The organism is Nonomuraea sp. MG754425, assembly GCF_021699195.1.
Taxonomy (GTDB): domain Bacteria; phylum Actinomycetota; class Actinomycetes; order Streptosporangiales; family Streptosporangiaceae; genus Nonomuraea.
Genome location: NZ_SSXE01000087.1, coordinates 20,782 through 32,586 on the forward strand (window position 1 = coordinate 20,782; position 11,805 = coordinate 32,586).

The 11,805-nt window shown below is 73.7% G+C and carries 10 protein-coding genes; 2 read left to right on the plus strand and 8 right to left on the minus strand.

Annotated elements, in window-relative coordinates; genetic code table 11:
• Positions 1-50: 50 nt before the first annotated feature.
• The 6 genes from FAF44_RS27790 to lhgO all read right to left on the minus strand — a co-directional run bounded on the left by FAF44_RS27790 (position 51) and on the right by lhgO (position 7,951).
• Positions 51-1,829 (minus strand): GTPase, encoded by a 1,779-nt coding sequence (locus tag FAF44_RS27790; protein WP_237106227.1) that lies wholly within the window; start codon positions 1,827-1,829, stop codon positions 51-53.
• On the minus strand, positions 1,826-3,790 hold the full coding sequence (locus FAF44_RS27795) for a GTPase domain-containing protein (protein ID WP_237106228.1): 1,965 nt from the start codon (positions 3,788-3,790) through the stop codon (positions 1,826-1,828). Before FAF44_RS27795 ends, FAF44_RS27790 begins: the two co-directional genes overlap by 4 nt.
• A gap of 87 nt (positions 3,791-3,877) precedes the next feature.
• Positions 3,878-4,537: a response regulator transcription factor gene (locus FAF44_RS27800; protein WP_237106272.1), complete on the minus strand. Its 660-nt coding sequence runs from the start codon at positions 4,535-4,537 to the stop codon at positions 3,878-3,880.
• 65 nt (positions 4,538-4,602) lie between these two features.
• The gene (locus FAF44_RS27805) at positions 4,603-6,024 is read right to left on the minus strand and encodes a HAMP domain-containing sensor histidine kinase (protein ID WP_237106229.1); all 1,422 of its coding nucleotides are present in this window, start codon (positions 6,022-6,024) and stop codon (positions 4,603-4,605) included.
• Entirely contained in the window at positions 6,024-6,716 is a 693-nt protein-coding gene (locus FAF44_RS27810; protein WP_237106230.1) for a response regulator transcription factor, read from the minus strand. Before FAF44_RS27810 ends, FAF44_RS27805 begins: the two co-directional genes overlap by 1 nt.
• Before the next feature lie 17 nt (positions 6,717-6,733).
• Positions 6,734-7,951 (minus strand): L-2-hydroxyglutarate oxidase, encoded by a 1,218-nt coding sequence (gene lhgO, locus FAF44_RS27815; RefSeq protein WP_237106273.1) that lies wholly within the window; start codon positions 7,949-7,951, stop codon positions 6,734-6,736.
• 43 nt (positions 7,952-7,994) lie between these two features.
• Between lhgO and FAF44_RS27820 the strand changes: the two genes are divergently transcribed.
• Positions 7,995-8,369, plus strand: a complete 375-nt coding sequence (locus FAF44_RS27820) for a hypothetical protein (RefSeq protein WP_237106231.1) — start codon at positions 7,995-7,997, stop codon at positions 8,367-8,369.
• A 16-nt stretch (positions 8,370-8,385) separates the two neighbouring features.
• Here FAF44_RS27820 and FAF44_RS27825 read toward each other — a convergent pair whose 3' ends face one another.
• Both FAF44_RS27825 and FAF44_RS27830 read right to left on the minus strand, forming a co-directional pair.
• On the minus strand, positions 8,386-9,423 hold the full coding sequence (locus tag FAF44_RS27825) for a hypothetical protein (RefSeq protein WP_237106232.1): 1,038 nt from the start codon (positions 9,421-9,423) through the stop codon (positions 8,386-8,388).
• A 37-nt stretch (positions 9,424-9,460) separates the two neighbouring features.
• On the minus strand, positions 9,461-10,735 hold the full coding sequence (locus tag FAF44_RS27830; RefSeq protein WP_237106233.1) for an MATE family efflux transporter: 1,275 nt from the start codon (positions 10,733-10,735) through the stop codon (positions 9,461-9,463).
• A gap of 98 nt (positions 10,736-10,833) precedes the next feature.
• Here FAF44_RS27830 and FAF44_RS27835 point away from each other — a divergent pair, with 98 nt between their 5' ends.
• Entirely contained in the window at positions 10,834-11,802 is a 969-nt protein-coding gene (locus FAF44_RS27835) for an aldo/keto reductase (protein WP_237106235.1), read from the plus strand.
• Positions 11,803-11,805: the final 3 nt, after the last annotated feature.

Here is an 11,805-nt window from a genome sequence, read left to right on the forward strand (position 1 = left end):
GCGGGACACGGACCAGGCCCACGGTCTCGGTCAAGCGGACGCGTGGCCGGTCAGACGGGGGCGCGGGCCAGGTCCACGGCCTCGGTGAAGCGGGCGTAGGTGTCCAGTTCCGCCTCGACGGGCTCCAGCACCAGGTGCCGGCCGACCTGGCCGACGGACGCGCGCAGCGCCTTGCCCGTACGGCGGGCCCGGCGCCTGCCGCCGGCCCAGGCCGCCAGCCTGGACAGCAGCGCGATCAGCACACCCGCCAGCGCCCCGCCCGCCAGCAGCACCGTCGGCCACGGCACCACGCCGGCGGTCGGGAGCGGCGGCTGGGGCAGGCGCAGGTAGTCCATCCCGAACAGCACGCCCAGCCACAGGGCCCCGGCCAGCATGGTCGCGAACACCAGCCACTGCAGCACGTTGACGGCCCGCCACCACCGGGGCCGTCGCGCGCCGGCGGCCGAGGTCGTGGCCACCGCCCGGTCCACCGCGTCCGTGAGGTCCTGGGCGTGTGACCTGGCCGCGTGCCGTACCGCCGCCGCCCACGGTCCGGGCAGCCCGGCGGCGGCCACCTCGCCGACGTCCCGGATCGCGGTCTCGACCTGCGCCCGCTGCACGGCGGACGCCGCGGGCACGGAGGTGCGCCCGACGATCTGCGCGTCCGCCCGCCCGTCCCGGGGAGCGCCGCCGATGCGCAGGCGGCGCAGCGGGTCGGGGCGGAACTTCCTGACCCACCGCGTGACCGGCCATCCGGTGGCGACGACGGCCCGATGCCGGTGTCCCTTGGCCACGGCCGCCACGACCAGCGGCACCCCGGCCGCCGCGCACAACGCCCCGGTGAGCGCCCGCTCGGCCCCGGACACGCGCTTGGCCACGCCACCGGGCGCCACACCGCCCCCGGATGCCGCCCCGCCGCCGGACGCCGCCTCCGAGCCGTCCTCGCCGTCGGCCTCGCCGCGCCCGAGCGCCAGCGCGCCACCGGCCGCGAGGTCGCCCTCCTCCCCGTGCGGTGCGGGAAGACCGTCGGCCGCGACCGTCGCCGAACCGGCGGTGGCGAGGTGGTCGGCGGCGGTGGCGATGTCCGCCGACAGGCGCGCCGACCAGGACCTGCGCCGCGAGACCCGGTCCGCGAGCAGCGAACGCAGCCCGTCCATGCCCTGCCCCGTACGGGCCGAGACGGCGAACACGGGGACGCCGGGCAGGCCGTCGTGTTCGAGCAGCCGCCGCAGATCGTGCAGGCAGCGGTCCACCGCGTCAGCGGGCAGCCGGTCCACCTGGTTGAGCAGCACGACCATCACGTCACGGTGCCTGGCCAGGGGGCGTAGGTAACGCTCGTGGAGGGCGGCGTCGGCGTACTTCTGGGGGTCCACCACCCACACCAGCAGATCGACCTGCTCCACCAGCCGGTCCACCTCCAGGCGGTGGGACAGCCGGATGGAGTCGTGGTCGGGCAGGTCGAGCAGGACGAGCCCGGACAGCGCGGGGTCCTCGGCGGCGGAGTGGCGGTGCGGGACGTCCAGCCAGTCCAGCAGCGGGCCCGCGCCGGCGCCGTCCCACAGCGCGGCCTGGGCGGTCGAGGTCGTCGGACGGGTGACGCCCACGTCCGCCAGGGCCTGTCCGGCCAGCGCGTTGTACACGGAGGACTTGCCGCTGCCCGTGGCTCCGGCCAGCGCCGCCACGGTGTGGTCGATGGACAGGTCGCGGCGCGCGCCCGCCCGTTCGGCCACCGTACGCGCGCCGGACACCGCCGGGCCGGACAGCCGGCCCTCGCCCAGCGTGGCCGCCTCCAGCAGCGCGGCCAGCCGGGTGTCCAGCGACGGGCCCTCCTTACGGCGCAGCAACCTCACGGCCTCTCCTCCGGCGCGTCCCCGGCCCTCGGCGAGGGCGGCCCATCCGGCCCGGGGTCCTCCGGCACCGGGTACTCGGCCGTCCGCGTGCGATCGGGCGCGGCCGGCCCACCCGCCGGCGGCTCGCCCGTCTCCGCCGCCGGCGACCCGCCCGCCACGGCACCCTCACCCGCAACATCGCCCTCACCCGCCGCCGCGTCCCCAGGCGCGGGCGACTCAGCCGTTCGTGTGCCGTCCGGTGCGGGCAGTTCGGCCGTCGTGGACGCCGGGAGTTCGGCGCGGCGGTCGCGGATGCGGCCGGCCGCCGCGCGCAGCGCGTCCGCCGTGCCCCGGGGCGGCTCCACCGGCTCCAGCCGCTCCGTGAACCGCGCCGCCTCCTCGTCCAGCAGCTCCCGCACCCGTTCCCGCAGGTCCTCCCTGGCGCGCACGGTCAGCGTCCGCACCGCCTGGTCCCCGAACACGGCCTCCAGCAGCTTCTGCGACAGCACGCTCGTCCCGCCCGCGATGCCCACCTCGATGCCCGTCAGCCCGCCCGTGGACGCGAACACGGCCAGCATGAGCAGCAGCCCGGCCCCGTTCACCCCGAAGGAGGCCAGCCTGGCGGTGGTGCGCCGCTCGGCCCCCTCCGCGCGGACGAGATCGAGCACGTACTCCTGCCACCCCCGCACCACCGCCTCGGCCCGCTTGGACAGGCCGGCGGAGGCGCGGCCGAGGCGGGCGGACTCGACGGGGCCGATCCGTTCGAGGAGGCCGGGCCCGCCGGGAGCGGCCGACCAGCCCTCCAGGGCCCGTTCGGCGGACCCGTCGGCGGCTCCCCTGATCAGCGCCTCGACGCCGCTCTCCAGGGCGTCACGGAGCTGGGCCTCCGGCACCCGTCCGGTGAAGAAGCCGACGACGCGGTCGCGGATCCGGCCGACCCGGCTCTCCAGGGAGCGCATGAGGTCGCCGGTGCCGATGAAGTCCTGCCAGCGGGCCAGCACCTCGCCGCGCAGCAGCGAGCCGTCGCGCATGCCCTCGTCGAAGTCGGCCATCCCGCCCGCGTACGCGCCCGAGACGATGGCGCGCAGGCCGTCGAAGGCGGCCTGCTGGCGTTCGACGGCGGTGGCCAGCGCCGGCACGCGGGTGGCCAGGCTGTCGAGCGCCCCCGACAGCGTCTGGCGGACGACCCGCGCCCGTTCGGCCGCGTCGGCGGCCAGCCCGGCGAGCCAGGCGGAGATGTCCGCGACGGACGCGGCGGGCAGCCGGGACTTCTCGTCGGGCAGCGCGCTCTCGGGGACGGTGAACAGCCGGGTGCCGTCGAGTCCGTTCTCGGTGAGCAGGCGGGCCAGGTCGCGCGAGACGGGCTCGACGGCCTCCGGCGGCACCCGGTCGAGGACGACGGCCAGGGCGGTGCTGCGTTCGCGGGCCGAGCGCAGGAAGCTCCACGGCACCTCGTCGGCGTACCGGGCGGCGGTGGTGACGAACAGCCACAGGTCGGCGGCGGCGAGGAGCTGGGCGGCCAGTTCGCGGTTGGCGGTCACGACGGAGTCGATGTCGGGCGCGTCGAGCAGCGCCAGGCCTGCGCCCAGCGCCGGGGAGGTCACGAGGCGCAGCGCTCCGGGGCCCGCGCCGGTGGCGCGGGACAGGCCGGGCAGCACGTTCTGGCCCATGAACCAGGAGCGGTCGTCGGGGCTGACCACGAGCGTGGGCACGAGGGTGGTGGGGCGCAGCACGCCCGGCTCGGCCACGTCGGCGCCGACCAGGGAGTTGACCAGCGTGGACTTGCCCGCCCCCGTGGAGCCGCCGACGACGGCGAGCAGCGGGGCGTCGATGGCGCGCAGGCGGGGCAGCAGGTAGTCGTCGAGCTGGCCGGTCAGCTCGCGCAGGGCGCGCCGGTCGGCCTCGGTCTCGCCGACCGTCAGCGGGAACAGTTCCCTGTCGAGTGGCCGACGCAGCGACTCCAGCGCGCCCAGCAGGTCCATGGGACCACGCTAACGTTCTTTGCGCCGCCGCTCCGGGACTGACCCGCGTTCCCGGTCGTCCGCCGTGTCCGGACCGTACGTCGAGGGTCAGCCGGACGTGGGGGGCTCGCGGAGCACGTAGCCGACGCTGCGCAGCGTGTGGATGAGCCGCGGCTCGACGTCGTCGACCTTGCGCCGCAGGTAGGAGACGTACGACTCGACCACGCCCGCGTCGCCGCCGAAGTCGTAGTTCCACACGTGATCGAGGATCTGCGCCTTGGACACCACCCGGCCGGCGTTGACCATGAAGTAGTGCAGCAGTTTGAACTCGGTGGGCGACAGCCGTACCTGCCGTCCGCCGCGCCACACCTCGCGCGCCTCCTCGTCCAGCTCCAGGTCGGCGACCTTCAGCTTGCTGGCGGGCGCGACCTCGCCCCGGGTGCGCCGCAGCACCGCCCGGATCCTGGCCTGCACCTCCTCCAGGCTGAACGGCTTGGTCACGTAGTCGTCGCCCACCCGCAGCCCGGCGATCTTGTCCTCGGTGGCGTCGCGGGCGGTCAGGAACAGCACGGGCGCGTCGATGCGCCTGGCGACCTCGAACCCGTCGAGGTCGGGCAGCATCACGTCGAGCACCACCAGGTCCGGCGAGGTCCGGACGGCCACCTCCACGGCCTCCTCGCCGTCGGCGGCGGTCAGCACCTCGAACCCGGAGAAGCGCAGGCTGGCGGAGAGCAGGTCCCTGATACTGGGTTCGTCGTCCACCACCATGATCAGCGCCTCGGGTTTCGTCACCTACTTAGAGTGACAAAACGACCTGAGGGTTAGCTGAAGGCTCACTCCAAGGCGAGTGGGAGTTCGACGCGGAAGGTGGAGCCCGACTCCGGGGAGCTGTCCACGGTGACGGTGCCGTCGTGGGCCCGCACGAGCGCCTGCACGATGGCCAGGCCCAGGCCGCTGCCGCGGTCCTCGGCCGCGCGGCGGCGCGACCTGGCGGAGTCGGCCCGGTAGAAGCGCTCGAAGACGTGTTCGAGCTGCTCGGGGCCGAGCCCCGGGCCGTTGTCCACGACCTCGATGAACAGCTTGCCGCCGGCCGCCCCGGCCCGGACGATGATCGGGGAGCCGGGCTCGGTGTGCACGATGGCGTTGGTGACGAGGTTGCTGACGACCTGGCGCAGGCGTACCTCGTCACCGGAGACGATCAGGGCCGCGCCGCCGACCACGTCCAGCTTGATCAGCCGGTCGGGGGCGATGATGCGGGCGTCCTGCACGGCGTCGGCGGCCAGCGCGAGCATGTCCACGGGCTGCATCTTCAGCGGACGCTGCTGGTCCACCCTGGCCAGCAGCAGCAGGTCGTCCACCAGCACGCTCATCCGGCCGGCGGCCTTCTCCACGCGCTGCATCAGCTCGGCGGGGTCGGCGTCGCGGTCCTGCCTGGAGTACTCGGCGAAGCCGCGGATGGAGGTGAGCGGGGTGCGCAGCTCGTGCGAGGCGTCGCCGACGAACTGCCGCATGCGGTCCTCGGAGCGGCGGGCCGCCGCCTCGGACGCCGACCTGGCGGCGAACGCGCTCTCGATCTGGGCCAGCATCCCGTTCAGCGATCGGGCCAGGCCGCCGACCTCGGTGCGCGGGTCGCCGTCCGGCACCCGGCGGTGCAGTTCGCCCCCGGCGATGGCCTCGGCCGTGCGCTCGATCTCGCTCAGGGGCCGCATGCTGTGCCGGACGATCGTGACCCCGGCCACGGCCAGGATGAGCAGGATGCCGCCGCCGCCGAGCAGTTCGATGAGCGCGAGCCGGGTGGTGATCGCGTTCACCTCCTCCAGGCTGACCGCGACCACGAGCGTGCGCCACTGGGTCTCGCTGCCCAGCACCCGCCACTCGCCGTCGCCGCTGACGGCCGGGGCCGTGTAGGGCTCGTGGCCGGGCGAGTTCGGCAGGACGGGCTTCGGCTTCATGTCGACGTCCCGGTCGGTGAGCATCGGCATGTACGTGCCGCCGCGCTCCCTGACCATGGCGATGGCGTCGGACTCGATGAGGATCGGGTGCTCGGCGGTCTCCCTGTCCTTGCGCCAGTCGACCTTGACCTTCTTGTCCATGCGCGCGCTGAGCAGGTGCAACTGGCTGTCCACACGGTCGATGAGGTAGCCGTGCAGCACCGAGACGCTCACCAGGCCGATGAAGAACATGCCGAAGCCGAGCAGCGCCAGCATCGACGCGATCAGCTTGACCCTCAACGGCAGGCCGCGCAGCAGGGGCATCAGGGGCTCGGTGGCAGCCGCAGGACGTATCCGACGCCCCGCAGGGTGTGGATGAGCCGCGGGCTCCGGTTGTCGATCTTCCGGCGGAGCACGGACACGTACGACTCGACGATGCCCACCTCGCCGCGGAAGTCGTAGTCCCACACGTGGTCGAGGATCTGCGGCTTGGACAGCACGCGCCCGGAGTTCGTCATGAAGTAGCGCAGCAGCTTGAACTCGGTCGGCGACAGCGCCACCGCGTTGCCGCCGCGCCACACCTCGTGGCTCTCCTCGTCCAGCTCGATGTCGGCGAACGTCAGCCTCGGCGGGGCCGCCTGCGCTTCCCCGGCCGTGCGGCGGAGCACGGCGTGGATCCTGGCGACCACCTCCTCCAGGCTGAACGGCTTGGTCACGTAGTCGTCGCCGCCGAGCGTGAGCCCGCGGATCTTGTCCTCGGTCTCGTCGCGGGCGGTCAGGAACACCACCGGGGTGTGCAGCCCGCCGCCGCGCAACCGCTTGACGATCTCGAAACCGTCCAGGTCGGGCAGCATGACGTCGAGCACGACGAGGTCAGGGCGGTGTCGTTGCACGGCGGCGACGGCGTCGAGGCCGCTCTTCGCCGTGGTCACGTCGAAACCCGCAAACCTCAGGCTTGCGGCGAGGAGTTCGAGGATGTTCGGATCGTCCTCGACTATCAGCAGGCGTGATTCCATCACCTCCAAGGATGCCCTCATCGGACGAGTGCTGGGACAATTCCGGCGATATGTCGGGCAATGGCCAGGCTTGAGGTGGCGGCGGGTGACGGGGCGTTACGCACGAGAACCACGTTCCCGCGTACGTCCACCACGAAGTCGTCCACGAGGCCGCCGTCCCGCGCGACCGCCTGCGCGCGCACGCCGCCGGGAGCTCTTTCCAGGTCGCCGGCGGTGAGCTCGGGCACGTACCGGCGGGCGGCCCGCAGGAAGGCGCCCTTGGCCACCGAGCCGTAGACCTCCTTGATCCCGGTACGCCAGTGCGTCCTGGCCATGCGCAGCGTTCCCGGCCAGGTGAGAATTCGCCCGAGATCGCGGACGTCCGACCACCGGTAGCCCTCGTACGCGGTGGCGAGCACCGCGTTCGGCCCCACCAGCACGCCCCCGCCGATCCGCCGCGTCAGGTGCACCCCCAGGAACGGGTAGCGCGGGTCGGGCACCGGGTAGATGAGCCCCCGCACCAGGCCCTGGGCCGCGTCCCTGAGTGCGTAGTACTCGCCCCTGAACGGCACGATCCGCACGTCGCCGCCCGCCCCGGTCATCCTGGCCGCCGCGTCGGAGCCGAGCCCGGCGCACACCACCAGCCGGTCGAAGGCGAACCCGCGCCCGCCCGCCAGCACCTCGACCCGCCCCGCCCGCTCCCTGATCGCCCTGACCCGGTGATCGAGCCGGACCGTGCCGCCCAGCTCGGCCACGTCCAGCGCGAGCCGGCGCGTGACGGCCGGGAAGTCGCAGATCGCGGTGTGCGGCGAGTGCAGGGCGGCCACGCCGACCGCGTGCGGCTCGATCTCGCGCAGGCCGAGCGCGTCCAGCTCGGTCAGGCCCGGCACGCCGTTGGCGCGCGCCCGCTCGGCCAACGCGGCCAGCCGCGGGCGCTCGGCATGGCGCGCGGCCACGACCAGCTTGCCGACCTCGTCGTACGGCAGCCCGTGCGCGGCGCAGTACTCCTTGAGCAGCGCCACGCCCTCCCGGCACAGCCTGGCCTTGAGCGAACCCGGCGGGTAGTAGATCCCCGCGTGCACGACGCCGCTGTTGTGCCCGGTCTGGTGGGCGCCGACGCGCCCCTCCTTCTCCAGCACGGTCACCTCGGCCCCCCGGGCGGTGGCCAGTTCGCGCGCCACCGCCAGCCCGACGATGCCGGCGCCGACGACTCCGATCTTCTCCGTCACACGATGATTCTCCGCACAACCCGCCATCCCCGCCATATCTCCGCGAATCGAACATGAGTACGATGCCGGTATGTACGTCCCACCGGAATGGCCGGCGGAGGTCCGGCCCCCCAGCGTGCCCGACTGGGAGACCTCCGCCGTGGCCTGGCTGCTCGACGCCGTGCCGCCGGACTACCGGGCGTACGAGGTGCTCAGGCGGCATCCCGTGGCGCTGGCCGCGATGGCCCGCCTGCACGTCGGGTCGGCGATCGAGGCCGCCCGCGCCGGATACCGCGCCGCCGCGGTCGATCTGAAGGGCCACCTGCAGCCGCACGCCATCGAGGCGGTCCTCGACGCCTACCGGCAGGAGGGGCCGCGGCTCGTCCGGCTGTCACGCTCGGTCGAGGTGGTCGAACGCGCCCTGCGGGGCGACATCTTCACCGCCACCATGCGCCGCGGCTCCTGAGCGCGCGAAACCTCGATCAGCGGGTACGGCGGGCCAGGAAGGTGATCACGCCGATCGCCGCCGCCGCGGCGGCCAGCCAGATCAGCACGTTGCCGAGCGTCAGCCCGGTGCCCGCGCTCTCGGCGGCGCGCGCCGCCGTCGCCGGATCGTCGCTCTCCCCGGCGTCGCCGGTGTCCGGCTCCTCGGCCCTGGACGGGCTCGGCGTGGGGGACGGCCGCGCCGCGTCGGGAACCGGCACCCGGTAGACGGGGCTGTCGACCCCCTCGCTGCCGGTGAGCAGGTACCTGCCGTCCGGCGTGTACGCGATCGACTCCGCCTGCTTCAACTCCGGCATCGTCACCCGGCTGATCGTCTCCCCCTCGGGGTTGAAGATCGTCGCGGAGAAGTACGTGCGGACGACGTACGACGAGCCGTCGGGGGCGTAGGCGGCGTCCGTGGCCATGATGGGCGCGCCGGCGATCTTGCGCAGCACGTTCACCCGGTCGGTACGCAGCTTCTTCGGCGCCTGGTACACCGAGCCGGCGAACTCCTTCGACACGATGTACAGCCGGCCCGTCTTCGGGTGGACCATGAGGCCCTCGGCGTTGCGCCCGCCGTCCTCGTACCGGAAGCGGTAGCGGGTGGCGGGCACCGTGGCGTCGGCGAGCGTGCGCGGCTCCATCACCTTGTAGACCGAGATGTCGGGCCAGGCTCCGTCGAGGTTGTCGCCGATGTCGGCGAACCACAGCACCCCGCGCCCGGTGGCCGGGTCCTTGCCGGCCGCCATGGCCTCCCAGTCGCGCGCCTCCGCGCCGCGCACCTGGTACGTGGCCCGCGTGCGCCCCTGGCCGTCCACCGCGTAGAACGTCGGGGCCGCCGCGCTGTCGTTGTGGGTGTAGTAGACGTTCTCGTGCGTCGGCGAGACGGCAAGCCCGCTCGACTCCGTGATCCGCTCGTCCCTGAAGGTGAACAGCTTGCGCGGGCCGTCGTCGTCCGGGGCCGCGAAGGCCGGCGCGGCGGGCGGCAGGCACACGGCGGCCACGACGACGAGCATCCTGATCACGAAGTCCCCCACGTCAGCCATCATGCCCCACCGGGGAACGCGGACGGGTTCACCGCGCCTCGGCGTCGCCCTGGCCCACCTTGGCGCTGTGCCGGTGGAAACCGGTGCCCTGCAGCACCACCAGGAGCCCGTTGGCCAGTGCCATGGCCGTCCACAGGCCGTCGATCCCCCAGGCCCCGGCGACGGGCACGGCCGCCGCGACCAGCAGGCCGTACCCGACGGCGAAGTAGCTCAGGCTGGCCGCCGACCGCTTGAGCGCGGTCAGGCCGGTGCCCTGCACCGCCTGGGCCGCGTCCAGCGCCGAGGCGAGCAGCATCAGCGGCAGCAGCCCGAGCACCCGCTCCCGGACGGCGGCGTCGTCGCTGAACAGCGCCAGCAGCCTGTCCCCGAACCCGAGCAGCAGTCCGGCCACCACGAGCGTCCCCGTGACGGCGAGCAGCGCCGCGCCGCGATGGGCCCGCCGCGCCCCCGCCGGGTCGGGCGCGCGGGCCACCTCGGGCACCGCGGCCTGCGCGACGGACAGCGAGGCCAGCATGATCAGGCCGGTGAGCGTGCTCAGCACCGCGTGGGCGGCGGTGTCGCGGGCGCCCGTGACGCTCGCGGCGAAGGTCACCACTCCCAGCACGCCGAACTTGATCAGCACGGTCCCGGCCAGCGGGATGCTCACCCTCGCCAGCTTCACGATCTCGGCCGGCCTCGGCCGTCTCTGCCCGATGGGCCGGCCCAGCGCGCGGCGCAGGCTGATCGCGGCCACCACCGCCGCCGCCACGCCGGAGAGCACCCAGGCGACACCGACGCCGGTGAGCCCGAGCCGCGGCACCAGCAGGGCGGACAGGCCGCCCACCCCGATCCCGAAGACCAGGGTCGGCCAGAGCACGTCGCGGCTGCGCCCGAGCGCCACCAGGATGGTGCTCGCGCCCCCGGTGGAGGCGAAGACCAGCAGGTACGCCGCCAGGAACCAGGGCATCGGCCCCATCTCGCGCACCACCTCGTCCGGCACCCCGGTGGCCCCGGCCAGCAGCGGCACGCAGAGCAGCGCGGCGGCCCCCAGCGTGCCCGTGGCCATGCTGAGCCAGCGCGCGTCCCGCACGATCGGCACGGCCGCCGCGGGATCGTCCCGGTACGGCGCCACGAACGGCCCCAGCCCGCGCAACGCCCCCTGCACGGCGGCGGCAGCGGCGCCGAGCACGGAACTGACCACGGCGAACGCCGCCAGCGTGACCGTGTCGTGCTTGCCCAGCACCGACGTGACGATCAGCGAACCGGCCGTTCCGGCGACCATCGCCAGGAAGATCGGCACGGCCGCGCGCAGTAACGCGATCATGAGAAGAGGAGATCTGTCGAGGTCAGCCGCGCTTCCTCTGAGATCATGGGCCGAGTCTATGGCCTGGAGCGCACTCCAGGTGCTTAGGGTGGTGTCTCATGGACTACGTCAACCTCGGACGCAGCGGCCTGCTGGTGAGCCCGCTCTGCCTCGGCACCATGAACTTCGGCCCGCGCACCTCGGAGGAAGACTCCTTCGCGATCATGGACCGGGCTCACGGGCTGGGGCTGAACTTCTTCGACACGGCGAACGTCTATGGCGGGCAGAAGGGCGCGGGCATCACCGAGAGCATCCTCGGCCGGTGGTTCGCCCAGGGCGGAGGACGTCGCGAGAAGACGGTCATCGCCACCAAGGTCTACGGCGACATGGGCGAGTGGCCCAACGAGCGCGGGCTGTCGGCGCTCAACATCCGCCGGGCCTGCGACGCCTCGCTCAAGCGCCTGCAGACCGACTACATCGACGTCTACCAGGCCCACCACGTCCACAGGGAGACCCCCTTCGACGAGTTCTGGGAGGCCATGGAGGTCCTGCGGCAGCAGGGCAAGATCCTCTACGTGGGCTCGTCCAACTTCGCCGGCTGGCACATCGCCAAGGCGCAGGAGACCGCCGCCCGCCGGGGGTCCCTGGGGCTGGTCAGCGAGCAGACGCACTACAACCTGCTCACCCGCGCGCCCGAGCTGGAGGTGCTGCCCGCGGCCGAGGACTACGGCCTCGGCGTCATCCCGTGGAGCCCGCTGGCCGGCGGCCTGCTCGGCGGCGTCCTGCGCAAGGTCGACAAGGGCCGCTCGGGCGGCGAGCACATGCTCAAGCAGCTCGACCGGCACCGCGACAAGATCGAGCAGTACGAGAAGTTCTGCGACGAGCTGGGCGAGGACCCGGCCGACGTGGCGCTGGCCTGGCTGCTCAAGCAGCGCGCGGTGGTGGCGCCGATCATCGGCCCGCGTACGCTGCAGCAGCTCGAAGGCAGCCTGCGCGCCCTGGAGATCGACCTCGACGAGGCCGCGCTGGCCCGCCTCGACGAGATCTTCCCCGGCCACCGCACGGCCCCGGAGGACTACGCCTGGTAACCC